This is a genomic window from Nocardioides sp. CPCC 206347 (assembly GCF_048654605.1).
In the GTDB taxonomy this organism is placed as follows: Bacteria; Actinomycetota; Actinomycetes; order Propionibacteriales; family Nocardioidaceae; genus Nocardioides.
This window is the reverse complement of sequence record NZ_JBMCYZ010000001.1, coordinates 765,776-780,883: the sequence shown is the minus strand read 5'-3', so window position 1 is coordinate 780,883 and position 15,108 is coordinate 765,776. Positions and strand designations below refer to the sequence as shown.

Annotated in this window: 15 protein-coding genes, 1 tRNA gene and 1 pseudogene; 6 read left to right on the top strand and 11 right to left on the bottom strand. The window is 69.7% G+C overall.

Annotated features, from left to right (window positions below; genetic code table 11):
- Nucleotides 1-24: 24 nt before the first annotated feature.
- Genes ACOACQ_RS03740 through ACOACQ_RS03725 form a run of 4 tightly spaced genes read left to right on the top strand, consistent with a single transcriptional unit; the run spans nucleotide 25 to nucleotide 5,217 of the window.
- Nucleotides 25-1,062, top strand: coding sequence for a PDZ domain-containing protein (locus ACOACQ_RS03740; RefSeq protein ID WP_378602515.1), 1,038 nt, complete (start codon nucleotides 25-27; stop codon nucleotides 1,060-1,062).
- A gap of 38 nt (nucleotides 1,063-1,100) precedes the next feature.
- Entirely contained in the window at nucleotides 1,101-1,661 is a 561-nt protein-coding gene (locus ACOACQ_RS03735; RefSeq protein WP_378602518.1) for a PPA1309 family protein, read from the top strand.
- A complete protein-coding gene (locus tag ACOACQ_RS03730; protein WP_378602521.1) occupies nucleotides 1,654-4,596 on the top strand; it encodes a UPF0182 family protein in 2,943 nt (980 codons plus the stop codon). The genes ACOACQ_RS03735 and ACOACQ_RS03730 overlap by 8 nt, the downstream gene beginning before the upstream one ends.
- Nucleotides 4,597-4,608: 12 nt before the next feature.
- Nucleotides 4,609-5,217, top strand: a complete 609-nt coding sequence (locus ACOACQ_RS03725) for a trimeric intracellular cation channel family protein (protein ID WP_378602524.1) — start codon at nucleotides 4,609-4,611, stop codon at nucleotides 5,215-5,217.
- A 1-nt stretch (nucleotide 5,218) separates the two neighbouring features.
- Here the strand turns inward: ACOACQ_RS03725 and ACOACQ_RS03720 are convergent, their stop codons facing one another.
- From ACOACQ_RS03720 to ACOACQ_RS03700, 5 genes and pseudogenes are all read right to left on the bottom strand, one after another.
- Nucleotides 5,219-6,493, bottom strand: coding sequence for a GDSL-type esterase/lipase family protein (locus ACOACQ_RS03720; RefSeq protein ID WP_378602526.1), 1,275 nt, complete (start codon nucleotides 6,491-6,493; stop codon nucleotides 5,219-5,221).
- Between the two features lie 164 nt (nucleotides 6,494-6,657).
- Nucleotides 6,658-7,365, bottom strand: coding sequence for a LysR family substrate-binding domain-containing protein (locus ACOACQ_RS03715; RefSeq protein ID WP_378602529.1), 708 nt, complete (start codon nucleotides 7,363-7,365; stop codon nucleotides 6,658-6,660).
- A 60-nt stretch (nucleotides 7,366-7,425) separates the two neighbouring features.
- A pseudogene (locus ACOACQ_RS03710) lies at nucleotides 7,426-7,584 on the bottom strand (helix-turn-helix domain-containing protein); the annotation flags it as partial.
- A gap of 54 nt (nucleotides 7,585-7,638) precedes the next feature.
- Complete coding sequence (locus ACOACQ_RS03705; RefSeq protein ID WP_378602532.1) at nucleotides 7,639-8,883, bottom strand: alanine racemase; 1,245 nt, start codon at nucleotides 8,881-8,883, stop codon at nucleotides 7,639-7,641.
- Nucleotides 8,880-10,178: a D-arabinono-1,4-lactone oxidase gene (locus ACOACQ_RS03700; protein WP_378602535.1), complete on the bottom strand. Its 1,299-nt coding sequence runs from the start codon at nucleotides 10,176-10,178 to the stop codon at nucleotides 8,880-8,882. Before ACOACQ_RS03700 ends, ACOACQ_RS03705 begins: the two co-directional genes overlap by 4 nt.
- 134 nt (nucleotides 10,179-10,312) lie before the next feature.
- Between ACOACQ_RS03700 and ACOACQ_RS03695 the strand changes: the two genes are divergently transcribed.
- Nucleotides 10,313-10,386: transfer RNA gene (locus ACOACQ_RS03695), tRNA-Met, on the top strand.
- Between the two features lie 244 nt (nucleotides 10,387-10,630).
- On the opposite strand, the gene ACOACQ_RS03690 is transcribed toward ACOACQ_RS03695, so the two are convergent.
- On the bottom strand, nucleotides 10,631-12,166 hold the full coding sequence (locus tag ACOACQ_RS03690; RefSeq protein ID WP_420287626.1) for a hypothetical protein: 1,536 nt from the start codon (nucleotides 12,164-12,166) through the stop codon (nucleotides 10,631-10,633).
- Nucleotides 12,156-12,509 carry a hypothetical protein gene (locus tag ACOACQ_RS03685; protein ID WP_420287625.1) on the bottom strand — a complete coding sequence of 118 codons (354 nt, stop codon included), beginning with the start codon at nucleotides 12,507-12,509 and terminating at the stop codon, nucleotides 12,156-12,158. Before ACOACQ_RS03685 ends, ACOACQ_RS03690 begins: the two co-directional genes overlap by 11 nt.
- 229 nt (nucleotides 12,510-12,738) lie before the next feature.
- Here ACOACQ_RS03685 and ACOACQ_RS03680 point away from each other — a divergent pair, with 229 nt between their 5' ends.
- A complete protein-coding gene (locus tag ACOACQ_RS03680; RefSeq protein ID WP_420287624.1) occupies nucleotides 12,739-13,605 on the top strand; it encodes a hypothetical protein in 867 nt (288 codons plus the stop codon).
- A gap of 24 nt (nucleotides 13,606-13,629) precedes the next feature.
- Here the strand turns inward: ACOACQ_RS03680 and ACOACQ_RS03675 are convergent, their stop codons facing one another.
- From ACOACQ_RS03675 to ACOACQ_RS03660, 4 genes are all read right to left on the bottom strand, one after another.
- A complete protein-coding gene (locus ACOACQ_RS03675; protein WP_420287623.1) occupies nucleotides 13,630-13,794 on the bottom strand; it encodes a hypothetical protein in 165 nt (54 codons plus the stop codon).
- Between the two features lie 17 nt (nucleotides 13,795-13,811).
- A complete protein-coding gene (locus ACOACQ_RS03670; RefSeq protein ID WP_378597047.1) occupies nucleotides 13,812-14,045 on the bottom strand; it encodes a hypothetical protein in 234 nt (77 codons plus the stop codon).
- A 126-nt stretch (nucleotides 14,046-14,171) separates the two neighbouring features.
- A complete protein-coding gene (locus ACOACQ_RS03665) occupies nucleotides 14,172-14,888 on the bottom strand; it encodes a hypothetical protein (protein WP_378597046.1) in 717 nt (238 codons plus the stop codon).
- On the bottom strand, nucleotides 14,885-15,052 hold the full coding sequence (locus ACOACQ_RS03660; protein ID WP_378597045.1) for a hypothetical protein: 168 nt from the start codon (nucleotides 15,050-15,052) through the stop codon (nucleotides 14,885-14,887). The genes ACOACQ_RS03665 and ACOACQ_RS03660 overlap by 4 nt, the downstream gene beginning before the upstream one ends.
- Nucleotides 15,053-15,108 lie beyond the last annotated feature (56 nt).

Genomic DNA, 15,108 nt, shown 5'->3' with positions numbered 1-15,108 from the left:
GCGCCGTCTGAGAAGGTAGGCGCCATGACCCAGCGCCTGATTGCCGTGTGCATCGCGGGACCGTTGGTGCTGATCCTGGGCGGCGTCGCCCTCGCGATTCCGCTGCCCTACGCCTCCTACAGTCCGGGACCCACGTTCGACGTGCTCGGCAAGGACGCCGACGAGGCCGAATTGGTGCAGGTCGACGGCCACAAGGCCTACTACGACGACGGCCAGATCCGGTTCACCACGGTGGTCGCGTCGTCGTACGGACAGAAGCTCACGCTGGGCGATGCGCTGTCGCGCTGGCTGGACCGCGACAAGGCCGTCGTGCCGTACGACGTCGTCCACCCGCCGGACCAGTCGGCCGAGGACGAAGAGGCCGAGGGCGCCATCCAGATGACGACGTCGCAGGACGTCGCGAAGGCGATCGCGCTCAAGGAGCTCGGTACCGACGTGCCGACGGCGGTCCAGGTCGCGGCCGTCAGCAAGGGCGGCCCGGCCGAGGGCAAGCTGCTGGTCCACGACATCTTCCAGGAGGTCGACGGCACGCCCGTCACCAAGGGGCAGGACGTCGTCGACGCCGTGCGCAAGCACGAGGACGGCAGCATCGTCGAGTTCAAGATCCTGCGCGACGGCCGTGAGCTGAACGTGCGGGTCAAGCCGAAGCAGGAGGAGGGCACGCCGCGAGTCGGGGTGTCGGTCGGGCTCGGCTACGACTTCCCGTTCAAGATCACGCTGCGGGTCGACCCGTCGGTCGGCGGTCCGAGCGCGGGCCTGATGTTCTCGTTGGCCATCTACGACACGTTGACCCCGGGATCGCTCACCGGTGGCGCCACCATCGCCGGCACCGGCGAGCTGAACCCCGACGGGACCGTCGGACCGATCGGTGGCATCGAGCAGAAGATCGCCGGGGCCCAAGAGGCCGGAGCCCAGCTGTTCTTCGTGCCGAAGGACAACTGCCCCGACGTCAAGGACCTCGATCCCGACCTGCGACTGGTCAAGGCGACGACGATGCACGAAGCCCGCCTGGCCCTCGAGAAGTGGGCTGGCGACCACGACGCCAAGCTCCCGACCTGCTGACCACGACAACGCCGAGAACGAAGCGACGAAGCGAGCCCATGGACTACGAGCTGGATGTCGACCTGGCCCTCGCGGCCGCCGTACTGGAGGTCGAGGGGCACAACGCCCGCGCGGGTTGGGACCAGCCGGCGCGGCTGTACGCACTGGTCGACACGGCCCACATCGTCGAGCACGAGCCGGCGCTGGCGTCCCAGCTCGGACTGGACTCACCGATGGAGCGCGGTTCGCTGACCCCGATCGAGCAGGACGAGCTGCCCGAGGGCCAGGAGCTCGAGGAAGTGCTGCCGGGCATCGTCTGGCCGGACGTGATCGTCGGGTGCGTGGCGGTCGTCGAGCGCCTGGTCCTGCCGCCTGCGGTGGATGGCCAGGTGCCCGAGGACCCCACCGCAGCACAGGAATTCGCGCGGGAGCACCCCGACGCGGAAGACGTACGCATCGTCGCCGGGGTGACCCGGTCGGGTGCCTCCTACTGCGCGCTCCGGTTGCGCAGTGAAGACAACGACAGTGCAGTGATGGGCGGTACCGACCTGGTGCCGGCCCTCCTCGAACTCCTGCGTGGCACGCTGGAAGAAGAACCCATGGGTGGCAACGATGAGTGACCTGTTCGACGAAGACCCCGAGCGCCCGGCTCCCGAGCGTCCCGGCCGCCGCGCCCGCGCGCTGGTGATCACGGGCGTCATCCTGGTCGTCGGCTTCTTCCTGCTGACCGCCTTCGCGTCGATCTACACCGATCGTCTCTGGTACCGCGAGGTCGGCTACGGCCAGGTGTTCAGCACCATGCTGTGGACCCGGGTCGGCCTGTTCCTCGTCTTCGGCGCGCTGATGGGCGCCGTCGTGGCGCTCAACATGCACCTGGCCTACCGCTTCCGCCCGCTGTTCCGGATGGCCGGTGGCGACGCGAGCGTCGAGCGCTACCGCGACGCCGTGACCCCGATCCGTGGCTGGCTGCTCGCCGGGGTGGCGTTGGTCGTCGGGATCTTCGCCGGTACGTCGGCGCTGGGCCAGTGGCGGACCTTCCTGCTGTGGCGCAACGCGGAGTCGTTCGGGCAGAAGGACACCTATTTCAAGAAGGACATCGGCTTCTACGTCTTCGAGCTGCCGTGGTGGAACTTCGTCATCGACTTCGCGATGGCGATCGCCGTCGTCGCGTTGATCGCGACCGCTGTCGTGCACTACCTGTACGGCGGCATCCGGCTGAACCAGCAGCACGACCGCCTCTCCGGTGCTGCCCAGGTGCAGTTCTCCGTGCTGCTCGGGGCCTTCGTGCTGGCCAAGTCGGTCGACTACTTCTTCGACCGCTACGACCTGGTGACCGACGACCACCGGCTCTTCACCGGCATGAACTACACCGCAGAGAACGCGGTGCTGCCCTCGCGCAACATCCTGGTCGCGGTGGCGCTGATCTGCGCCGTGCTGTTCTTCCTCAACATCTGGCGCCGCACGTGGCAGCTGCCGTCCGTCGGCCTCGCGCTGCTGGCGCTGTCGGCCGTGCTGCTCGGCATGATCTGGCCAGCCATCGTCCAGAACTTCCAGGTGAAGCCGTCGGAGGCCGACAAGGAGAACAGCTACATCCAGGCCAACATCGATGCCACGCGTGATGCGTACGGGCTCAGCGACATCACCACCGAGACGTCGTACCAGGGGATCCCGTCGGGAGACACCACGCAGGCCCAGGGCAGCCAGGTGCTCGGCCAGCTGACGACGACGCCCGTCGTCGACCCGCTCCAGGTCCGCGAGACCTTCCAGCAGCGGCAGCGGATCCGGGCCTACTACTCGGTCCCCGCCGTCCTCGACGTCGACCGCTACGTCATCGACGGCCAGGAGGTGCCGCTGGTCCTCGGCGTGCGCGAGCTGGACCAGTCCGGCATCCAGGCCTCCGACCAGAACTGGTCGAACCTGCACACCGAGTACACCCACGGTGAGGGCCTGATCGCTGCGTACGGCAACAAGATCAACATCGCGGACCAGGCCAATGGCCGGATCGTCTGGGCGGAGGGCATCCGGGGCGAGGACATCGTCGGCGGCAGCGACCTGACCGACGCCGAGAAGTTCGAGACCCGCGTCTACTTCGGCGAGCAGAGCCCGACGTACTCCATCGTCGGCAAGGCCGACAAGGACGCCAAGGACGTGGAGCTCGGCCTGCCGAGCACCGACGACGCGACGGACGACGAGCGCACCACGACGACGTACGACGGCAAGGGTGGGGTCAAGGTCGGCAGCGGCTTCAACCAGCTGATGTACGCCATCAAGTTCGGGGAGCCGAACTTCCTGCTCTCGGGCCGCGTCAACAGCAACTCGAAGGTCCTCTACAACCGCACGCCGCTCGAACGGGTCGAGAAGGTCGCGCCGTGGCTGACCGTCGACGGCGACCCCTACCCGGCCGTCATCGACGGACGGATCCAGTGGGTCATCGACGGCTACACGACGACCGACAAGTACCCGAACGCGCAGCGTGAGTCCTTCGACGCGATGATCGACGACTCGCTGCAGCAGGAGACCGGGCTGCAGACGCTGCCGACCGACGAGATCAACTACATGCGCTCGGCGGTCAAGGCGACCGTCGACGCGTACGACGGCACGGTCAAGCTCTACCAGTGGGACGAGACCGACCCGATCCTCAAGACGTGGATGAAGGTCTTCCCGGACTCGGTCACGCTGAAGAGCGAGATCTCCGACGAGCTGATGGCGCACCTGCGCTACCCCGAGGACCTGTTCAAGGTCCAGCGGTACCAGCTCGCGAAGTACCACGTCGAGAACGCCGGCGAGTTCTACTCCGGCAACAACCGGTGGGAGGTCCCCGAGGACCCGAACGCCGCACGTGCGGTGTTCCAGCCGCCGTACCGCCTGTTCTCGACGGGGGTCGACGACACCAAGGACTGGTCGCTGACCTCGGTCTTCAAGCCCCGTGGCGCGCAGAACACCCTGACGTCGTACCTCCAGGTGAACTCGGACGCGACGTCGGAGGGCTTCGGCAAGCTGCGGCTGCTGGAGATGGCGGACGAGAACACGCCCGGGCCCGGCCAGGTCGCGAACGAGATGCAGGGCAACGACGCGGTCGCGCAGAAGCTGCAGCAGTACCGCGTCGCGGGAGCGACGCCGCCGCGGTTCGGCAACCTGCTCACACTGCCGGTGAACGGCGGGCTGATCTACATCCAGCCGGTCTATGCGGCACGCAGTGCGACGTCGGCGTTCCCGATCCTCCAGTACGTCATCGTGAAGTACGGCGCGCGCGTGGGCATCGATCGCGACCTGCCCTCGGCGCTGGCCGACGCGCTCGGCGTGAAGCTCGGCGGCGCGGAGACGCCCGTCGATCCGACGCCGGGTGAGGAGCCGGGTGAGGAGACGCCGGAGGAGCCGGACCTGACCCTCGACCAGCAGATCGCCGCGCAGCTGACGAAGGCCGACGACGCGTTCAAGGCAGCCGAGGAGGCCCAGTCGAAGGGCGAGACGGTCGAGTGGGCCCGCCAGCTTGAGATCGCCCAGACCGCCGTCGAGGAGGCCGTCAAGCTGGCCGACCAGCGCGACGCCGAGTAGTCAGGGGCCGTCATGCTCCTGACCCTCGACCTCGTCGGGATCTTCGTCTTCGCGATCTCGGGCGGGCTGGTCGCGGTGCGCAACCAGCTCGACATCGTCGGTGTCGTGGGGCTGGCGATGGCGACCGGTCTCGGTGGCGGTGTGATCCGCGACGTCGTGATCGGAGCGGTGCCCCCGCCGGCCCTGGCCGACTGGCGGTACCTCCTGGTTCCCGTGGTCGGTGGGCTGGTGACCTTCGCGTGGCATCCGGCGGTGGAGCGGCTCGAGCGCGTCATCAACGTCTTCGACGCGTTCGGGCTCGGACTGTTCTGCGTGGCCGGTGCCCTCAAGGCCCAGGAGTTCGGCCTCGGACCGGCGCCGTCGGCTGCGCTCGGCATGGTCACGGGTGTCGGTGGCGGGGTCATCCGTGACCTGCTGGTCGGGCGCGTGCCCGTCATCTTCCGGTACGGCGAGCTCTACGCCATCCCTGCGCTGGCCGGCGCTGCCGTGGCAGCGACCGGTGCCGAGCTGGGCGTCGAGCCAGCCGTCATGATCGCGCCGGCAGCCGCTGTCACGATCGGCTGGCGGCTGCTCGCGGTGCGGCGGGGCTGGGCTGCTCCGGTGCCACGGACCGGACCGTAGGTCAGGACCCGTACACCTCGACGTCGTACAGGGAGATGCCGTAGCCCGTGCCGCGCTGGTCGCCCACGATCCGGATGTGACGGGCCGTGGTGGCGGCGAACTGCACCGTGTCGTGCCCGCCGTCGCCGTTGACCGTCGTCCACACGGTCCGCCAGGTGCTGCCGTTGTCGGACACCTGGATGCGATAACCCTTGGCGAAGGCGTACTCCCAGTTGAGCTCCAGGCGGCGGACGGTCTTGCGGGTTCCGAGGTCGACCTTGAGCCATTCGCCGTCGCGCCAGTAGTCGCTGGCCCAGCGCGTGTACGGGTTGCGGTCCGTTGCCCGCGACGGTGCGTAGCCGCTCTCCGTCGACGACGCCGTGACCAGGCGGTTGGCCGCGAGGTCGACGCCGTTGAGCTTGTCGTGAACCAGCTGGGCGACGGCGTCCATGCCCGAGCGCAGCGGGTGCCAGGCGATGCCCTCGAAGATGTTGAGGTAGTTGCCCTGGACCCACGCATCGTCGCCGGCACAGGCATCGTGGCCGAGTGATGGGCCGTAGGTGTCGACGAAGGTGACCCCGTTGTCGTTCGCCGCCTGCCGGACCGCCGCGTTCAGCTTGCGCTCCAGGCCGTCGACCCACGGGATGTCGCCGGTGGCCAGCGGGACGTCCTCACACGGCACGCCGTCAGCGGGCACCAGCCGCAAGTAGCCGACGACGAGGACCTTCGCGTGCGGTGAGCGTGCCTTGATGCCCTGGATCACCTTGGCGACGCGCTGCTGGGTGCGGGGCACGATGGCGGCCAGGGTGTCGACTCCGTTGACGGTGAAGGCGTCCTTGCACGGGCTGCCCGTCGGATCCGAGTCCCGGTGGCCCGGGCATTCGCCGATGATGGTGCCGAAGAAGCTCTCGTCGTTGCCGCCGATGCCCAGGGTGACCAGATTGGTGTCGGGGCGGAGCGCGTCGAACTGCGGAGCCGCGGTCGTCCCGATCGGCGTGGTGAACTCGCCCGCCATCGAGGTCGTGTCGGCTCCCGAACAGGACACGTCGGAGAACCGGTCGTCCTCGTAGTAGATGCCCAGCTTCACCGCGAGCGTGCTCGGGTAGTTGTTGTTCGAGCGGACGCACTCGAGCGAGGACATGCCCGGGATCAGTGGACCGGCGGTGAACGAGTCACCGAGGGCGACGTAGTGGCCGACTCCGGGACCGGGGACGTCGACCGCGCCGGCCTCGGTCGGTGCGAGGACGAGGATGCCGGCGGCCAGCGCCAGTGCAGAGGTCAGGGACAGGACGCGCAAGGGGATCTCCTTCGGTGTGACGCCGGTCTCACACCGACCCCCCGACTCTCGCGGTGTGGTTACGGGAAGAGAAACGCCCATTTCCGCACGGACTCACCTGATCTGGTTGTGGATCCCGGTGGGGACCGTTCGGTGGCCGCTCGGCGTGGGTCAGGAGACGTCTGTCAGGCCCGCTGGTCCCGGGCCGCGCCGAAGGGATTCTCGATGCGGTCGAGGATCTCCGTCTCCCGGTCGCGCACCTCCACCGCGCACTCGCGGAAGCGCTCGGTCAGCAGCGACGCATGGCCGTGGCGCCAGACCAGCGCCACCTCGGAACGCGGCGCGTCGACGATGGGTACGTAGCGGATGCCGGGGTGCGGGACGTACCGCACGGCCGCGGCGGCGGTCACGCACACGGCGGTGCCGGTGGAGACCAGCTGGGCTTCCTCGGTGACCGAGCTGGTCACCACGATCTGCGGAGTCGGGCCGTCGGCGCGGAAGCTGTCGAGGACCCAGAACGAGCGGTAGACCGGATCCGGGGTGTGCGAGAGGGTGATGGGCAGCTCGAGCAGCTCGGAGGCGGTCACGCTCTGGCGGTGCGCGAGGGGATGACCGGTGGAGACCGCGACCACGAGCGGTTCGGTGAACAGCGTCTCGGTGTCCATCCCGTCGACGCTCGCGGGAAGTCGCATCAGGGCCAGGTCGGAGGTGCCGTCGACGAGCCCGCACGAGGGGTCGACCATCGGCGACTCGTGCATCTCGACGGTCACGTCGGGGTAGAGCCGTTGGAACTCGGTCACGATGGGGGCCGTCAGCTCGAGCGCAGCGCCGGGGAAGAAGCCGAGGCGCAGGGTGCCGGTGACAGCACGGTTGGTCCGGGTGGCCGTGGCCACGGCCTGGTCCAGGGCATCGAGTGCTGCGCGCGCTCCGATGAGGAAGGCTTCGCCAGCCGCCGTCAGGTCGACCTTGCGCGTGCTCCGGATGAACAGCGGGACGCCGAGCTCGTCCTCCAGCTCCCGGATCTGCCGGCTGAGGGCCTGCTGGGCAAGGAACAGCCTCGCGGCCGCGCGGCTGAAGTGCAGCTCCTCGGCGACGGCGATGAAGTAGCGCAGCTTGCGCGTGTGCAGGTCAGTGATGTCTGGATCGTAGCGGTCCGCGTCGTCGGATCAGAGGAATGCCTTTCCCTCGCCGCGGTAGGTCGGGACGGTCGCGACGACGGCGTCGCCCCGGACCAGGTGGAGCACGTCGACGCGCTCGCACAGCTCGCCCGCCTTGGCGTGCCGGAACCACACACGGTCGCCCACCCGCAGGTTGCCGGCACCCGGCCCACGCAGCGGCGTCTGCGCTTCGCCGGCACCCTCGGTCACGGTCAGCTCGAGTCCAGCCGGCCAGCTCGGTGTCGGCAGCCGGTCGCGGCCTGCGGCTCCCGAGGCGACCCAGCCGCCGCCCAGCACCGTCGCCAGGTCGCTCGCCGGACGTCGTACGACGGACTGGACGTGGAAGGCGGCGGGGTGCGGCTGGAAGGAGCGGTAGCGGTCGAACAGGACCGGCGCGTAGAGCCCCGACCCCGCGGCGACCTCGGTGACGGCCGCTTCGGCGACGGTCTGCTCGATGCTGCCGGTGCCGCCTCCGTTGACGAACTCCAGCGGCGCAACCGCCTGGACGGCGGCCACGGCCTCCGCGCGGCGTACGGCGAGCTCGCTCACGGAGACGCGCTGCATCGCGCGGATCTGCAGCCGGCCCAGCGGCGAGCCCGGAGCGTTGTCGCCGACCCCCGCCGTCTGCCCCTCGTAGGCCATCAGCCCGACCAGGTGGAACCGCGGGCGCCGTACGACCTCGCGCGCGAGCGCTGCCGCCGCCTCGGGACTGTGCACGGGGGACCGGCGTGCCCCGAGGTGCACGCGACCGCCGAGCAGTCGGAGTGACGCGTCGAGGTCGATGCACACCCGGATCCGGTGGCTGCCGCGCCCAACGGCGCCGATCGCGCTCTCGACCAGGTCGAGCTGGTCGGTCGCGTCGATCATGATCGTGACCCGTGCGCTGAGTCGGGCGTCGCCGGCCAGGGTGCGCAATGACGTGGCATCGGCCGTCGGGTAGCCGACCACGACGTCGTCGCATTCCTCGGCGAGCCAGAGTGCCTCCGCGAGGGTGAGCGCGAGGATTCCCGCATAGCCATCGGTTCGCAGGACTGCGTCGCTGATCGCCCGGCAGCGAACGGACTTGGTGGCGAGCCTGATCGGCTTGCCGCCTGCACGGGCGACCATCGCCTGGGCGTTGGCCTGGAGGGCGGCGACGTCGATCACGGCGAACGGCGGCTCGAGGTGAGCGGTCGCCCGCTCCAGGGCGCTGTAGCCGACGCCGCCGGTGGGCCGGCTGTGGTCGAGGGCGAAGGTGTCGACGGTCGTGGTCATCGTGCCTCGAAGACGCGGCGCACGTGGTCGTTGGCGAAGCGGCCGTCAGGGTCGAGCTTCGCCCGGACGTTCTGGAAGCGCTCCCACTCCGGGTAGAGAGGTGCGAGCGCGGCCGCGTCGAGACCGTGCCGCTTGCCCCAGTGGGGACGGCCGTCGTACGCCGCAGCGATGCGTTCGGCCTCGGAGAAGAACCCCTGCCAGGCCATGCCGTCGTACATGTGCAGCGCGATGTAGGCGGTCTCGCGTCCGTAGGCCGGGCTGAGGTACGACGCCTCGTCACCTGCGACGAAGCGGACCTCGATCGGGAAGTTCACCGCGAGGTCCTGTCGCTCGACGAGGGAGCGGATGTCCTCCACCATCGACCGGCAGGCCTCGCGCGGCACGGCCCACTCGGTCTCGGTGAAGCGGATCGAGCGGGTGTTGGCGAAGACCCGGTGGCTCCGGTCGACCCGGCTCGACGACGGCAGCAGCTTCGTGACAGCGCGGTTGAGCTGCGGGATCCGCTGTGGCTGCCGTCGCCCCAGCCGGCAGACCAGGTCGAGCACGTTGTTCTCGACGAGGGTTCCCTTGACGTAGCTCGCGAGCCGGTTCTCCGGCTTCGCGGGCCCGTCGGTGCGGTTGTTGGCGCGGGTCAGTGCGGTGTCCGTGAACGGGAACCAGAAGAACTCGAAGTGGTCGTTGCCGTCGACCAGGTCGTCGAGGTCGGTCAACACCTCGGCCAGGGCGAGAGGGCGATCCTGGGAGTGGAGGTTGAAGGCGGGTACGACGCGCAGCGTGTAGGCCGTGATCACCCCCAGCGACCCGAGGCTGATCCGCGCGGCGGCGAGCAGCTCGGTCTCGGCTGCGGGGATCTCGAGCACGGTGCCGTCGGAGGTCACGAGCTCCAGCGACTCCACGAACGTGGCGAGGTTGCCGAGCGACCGCCCGGTGCCGTGGGTGCCGGTCGAGATCGCACCGGCGACGGTCTGCGCATCGATGTCGCCGAGGTTGGCCAGCGCCAGCCCCTCGAGGTCGAGCAACCGGTTGAGCTCGTGGAGCCGGGTGCCGGCCGCGACCCGGACCAGACCGGCCTCCTCGTCCACGTGCAGCAGGCCGCTGAGCCCGTCGATCGTCATCAGGGATCCGTCGGTGCAGACGATGTCGCCGAAGGAATGACCGGCGCCGACCACCCGCACCGTACGTCCGGCATCACCGGCACGCCGCACGGCGTCGGCGACTTCGTCGACGGTGGTCGGCTGCTCGAGTACGGCAGGGGTGCAGTGCTCGTCGCCCGCCCAGTTCGTCCATCTGTCCATGGGAACGACGCTAGGCGCCGTCGTACGGCGGCGTGAAACACCCGTTTGGCGTGCGATTCACCGGTCCGGCTTGTGGATCCGGGCTTCCGGATTTGGCTGGTCTTGGGGCCATGCCCTAACGTTGTGTTCACCGACGCGGGGTGGAGCAGCTCGGTAGCTCGCTGGGCTCATAACCCAGAGGTCGCAGGTTCAAATCCTGCCCCCGCTACAAAGAGAAACACCAGGTCAGAGGCGGTTTTCGGAGACATCCGGAAGCCGCCTCTGCTGCTTCTTCGCCCGTCTTGTGGGCAACTTGTGGGCAGGGTTCGCCGGGCGATGAGCGTGGACGGCCACGGACGTCGGCGGACAGAATGGGCGTGATGGGGGCTTTCGAGTTGCGGTTCACGCCGTCGTAGGGCGATGACAGACCCGAAGATGAGACGACGGCGCCGCCACGAATCTGCTGGCGTCACCTAGCGTGGAATCGGGTGATTCCTTGCCAACGACGTGCCAGGCACCACTTCACTGCGCTGCTCTGAGAGGGCGAGTCTGCGATCGTCGCCTGTGGGACTGCCCAGTTCCGTCGTGACTGCGTGGCAGAGCGAAGCCGTGCATGCCCGGTTGCAGGATTCAACGGTCAGCGCGCTGGCGATGAGCAGGCTCTCGACCACAGGGCGTGGAGCGAGCACGATCTTGCGCGCGAGAATCTCTGCCGGAGAGATCCAAACGACGTCGCCGTTTGGGTGCGGGTTGGCCAGGGTGGACTCGACGTCGTTGTGCGCGCGGATCGAGAGCGCTCGTGCGGGTCCGGTGAGACCGGGGGTATGGGCCTTCTCGCCGATGACGTAGGCGAGCTCCGAACCGGACTCGAGGGCATGGAGGGTCGCGCGGGTGCCGCGCTCGAGGCCGGGCCGGGTGGCGATGACGTCGAGGCTGGCCATGGTGGTGGAGGCGTGGGTCAACTCGCGGAAGGCGGCACGAACTTCGGCGGCCGTGCGCATCAGGTCGGGGTCAAGACGAGCATCCGGGGCAGTGAGGTCGCCCCAGCGGCTGGCGAGGTTGCTCCAGGCACGGCCAGTCTCGGCGATCGCCGGTGAGAGCCGGTCGGTGGGCTCGAGGTGGCCGGCGTGGTGTGCGGCGTCGACGAGCACCATGGCGGCGCCGGCGATGAGGCCCTGGGTGCGGGTGATGAGGACCATGTTGGTCGGCCATGCGTCGGAGGCGAGGGTGCGGTGGGCCTGGATGTCCCACCCGGCGAGGGCCCGGGAGATCCGGGTGTCGTCCTCGATCGGTCGGCTGGCTTCGCCCCGGAGCGCCTGGGTGAACCGTCCATCGAGGTACCTGCCCGCGGCCGCCTCGGAGACGGCCATGCGGCGGATCCACTCGGTGGTCGGCGGTACTGCATAGGGGGCGTGGCGCTGGCTGAGCTCGATGGGCCGGTTGCTGCCGAGCGCGGCCTGGTACCGGCTGTGGCCGTGCTGGTGCAGGGAGACGCCGACGGCGTGGGCGGTGACGTACAGGGCGTGCATGATCCGAGCCCGCGCGGCCTCGAGATCGCGGTAGCTCTCGGTGCGCTGGAGCGGGATGTCGGCGCCGTAGCGGTGCACCAGGTCGTCGGCGTGACCGAGGGTCCTGGTCATCTGAGTCATGCGTCGATCGGGTCGGCTCGCCGGTGGCCAGCTGGTGTTGCGCAGGCTCCTGCCGATCGCGTCTGCGACCGAGACCAGGCGGGTGATGGGTTCATCGCGGGTGTGCGCGCCTGCCCCGAATCCCTGCCCGGGCAGGCTGCTCCACAGCGACGCCGCGGCTGTGATCAGGTCGGGCCAGCCGTGGAGGAGCCGGCCGGCGTCGTCGCCGGCGACGTCCATCAGCAGGTGGCGCGCGGTGTGGTCGATGTCGTGCAGCAGCTCGCCGACGGTGCGGATGTCCCGAGAGGTGAGTGGGATCTGCGTGGTGTCGAAGAGCGCGTCGTCGACGTCGGCGAAGCCGCGCCGGCGGTCAGCATCCAAGGTCGCGTGCCTCCCGGATCAGGTCGCACAGGTCGACGACCAGCTGGGAGCTGTTGATCAGATCGGGGCGGTGGGCCGGGAGTGGCCGGGTGAGCTCCTCCGCGGCCGTGAGCAGCTGCAGTGCGCTCTGCCCTTCGAGGTCCTCCTGGTCGACGTCGGGCAGCTGGTAGTCCTCGGGGAGAAGCGAGCTGGCCTGCGCCTGTACCAGGTAGACGCCGAGACCGAGGGACTGCAGCGGTGAGTCGGGCTCTGCCCCTTCCCAGACGCGGGTGGCGGCCTGGTGGAGCAAATGGGCGATGGAGCCGAGGCGGTCCCAGGTGTCATCGGCGGTGAGGGTGTGCACGGGGTGGTTCCTTTCGGTCGGAGTGGTCCGGGATCGGGTCTGGTCCATGAACCCATGGCGGGGCCGGTCCCTGCTCTGGCGTGGATTGGGGCTGTGGATAACTCCGTTGGTGTCGGCGGCTGGGCACAAACTGGTCTCGTTCACCTAGGTCGCGCGGAGATCGTCGGACGATCACCCCGCGGCAAAGCCGAGAGATTCGCACTAGTGCTGACCGATGGAGGTGGTCGAGATGAAGGTCCCGATGACGGTGCTGAGGGTCGTGACCCTCGGGCCTGCGCTGCTGGTGAGCTTCGTCCTCGCCGTGGTGGTGTTCGCGCTGCTCCCGCCGGCGCTGGGCCTGGTGCTGTTCCTGGCCTCGGCGGCCGTGCTGGGCGCGTTGGCACTGGGCCAGCTCGAGGTGGTAGCGATCGGGTTGCTGACTCGGTCGCGGCCAGCGACAGAGGCCGAGTTCCGGGTGATGGCGCCGGTCCTGGCTGAGCTGGGTCGCTATGGCATCGACGTCGGTTCCCTGTACGTGCGTCGTGTGCAGCATCCGCAGACGCCGGTGGCGTTGGCGATCGGGCACCGGGCGGTGGTCATCACGCCGGGCCTGGTGGAGGGGACCTACCGTGGCGGCGTGACCGGCGCGGAGGCTGTGGCGGTGCTTGCGCATGCCGTGGGCCGGCGCCGGGTGATCCGGCCGCGGCTGGAGGCTGCGGTGCTGGCGGCCACGACGCCTTGGCGGATGGTGGTGGCCACGTTCCGCGGTGTGGGTCGGGCGTTTGCCTGGCTGCCGTTCATGCGGGTGGCCTGGACGCTGCGCGGCGTCGTGGGCGTGATCTGCGTGGTGCAGTCGGTCGCTGAGGGCCGGACCTGGCCGGGGCTGCTGGGCGGGGCGGTCATCGCGCTGACCTACCTGGTGCCGGCGGCTGGCCGCGTGATCGAGGTCCGCGGGGAGGTTGCTGCGGACCAGCTGGTGGCCGAGCTCGGGCTGGGCGGGGTGCTGGCGGGGCTGCTGCGTCGCTACGGGCATCCGATGACGCTCGAGCGGCTGCAACGCCTCGAGGCGGCAGCGGAGCCGCCTCAGCGGCCGCGGCTGCACCTGGTCCCCGGCTGAGCCGCGCGTGGGCAGTCCACGCGCCTAGTCGTCGTCCTGGAAGCCGGACGTGGAGTGGTGGACGCAGCCGCGGCCGTCCCCTACGTGCGGCTTGTGGTTCATGCACGGCAGCGGGCCGAGCCTGTGCGAGCAGGCGACCCATCGCAGGGTCGATTGGCTGGGGGCGGCCGGGGTGATCGGGGCAGTCATCGCTGACACCTCCTGGCCTATCGGCGCGTGCCGCGGCGGCGGCCGAGCTGGGGGCGCTGGTAGGCGGCGGTGTCGGTGTGGTCGTGCTGCCGGCCCGATCGTTGGACCTGCGCGATCTCGGCGTCGGGGGAGGGGCCGGTGTCGGCGGTCGCGCCCTGCGCGGCGGCTTCCTCGGTGGCCCGGATCTCCTCGGCGCGCTGGCGGGCCTCTTCCTCAAGTGCTGCTTCCTCGCGAGCGGCGTAGTCGCTCATGGTGACTCCCAGTGGATCCCACGGACCGGCACCGGCTGCGCCAGTCCTCCTGGTCTCCTAAGTCCGACCCAGGGGTGGGGGCGATCACCTGGTGGTCGGCAGTTGCGCGACTGTCCGGCTCCCGCCCTACCGAGCTGGGGACCCGGCGGCCGGGGCGGCGGCGCTGGTAGCCGGGTCCCGGCCGTGCTCGGACATCCGGCGGCGGGCGTTGTCGGAGATCTCGGCGGCGATGGCGGCCGACTGCCGGGCGCTGGTCGCAGCGTGGTCGACCACGTCCCCGAGGAAGCGAACGTCCTCATCCGCGCGGCCGAGCTCCTTGCCGGCAGTGCGGATGCTGCGGTCCAGGGTGACCGGTTCGAGCAGCGTCGGCGTAGTGACGTCCTGGCTGGCTCGGTGCGCGCGGTCGACGTGCTGGGCGGCGAGCTGCGCCACCGGCTTGGCGAGCGCGACCATCTCGCCGACGATTGCGATGCGTGGCTTGAGCTGCGCGACGTCGCCCGCGACGACGGGATCGGAGGTGTCCGCCAGGTCGAGGAAGCCGCGGGCCTCGATGAGCGACTCCGAAGCGCGGTTGAGGTGCCCGAGTAGCTCGCGGGTCAGCTCCGGTATGTCGTTGCAGCGGGTCTGGAGTCGACCCAGGTGCTCGCCAGCCGCCTCGAGGTAGAAGTCACCGCGGTCGGTGAGTCTCGCCTTGGCTGAGTCGAGCTCGGCGTCGTCGAGCACGCGGAGCGCGGAGGTGACCGTGGTCTGGAGCTCCTCGACCACCCGTCGGGCGCGGCTCACGGCCTGCTCGGCGACGAAGACGGCGTCGGCCGCGCGCAGCCTGGTGTCGGTGGCGGTCATGCCGATTCACCGCCTCCGACGTCGGGCGGGGGCGTGCGACTCGTTGGTGGCAGGACCACGTGCAGCCGGTCGAGCGAGGCCAGGGCCTGCTCGAGGTGGGCACGGACCTCCTGGACAGGGTCACGGTCGGGCGCACCGCTGGGTGCATCGATGGGCTTGCTCACGGACAGCTCCTTGGTGGACTGGGGACATGTCTCAGTCACCAAAGGAAGACCGCTCC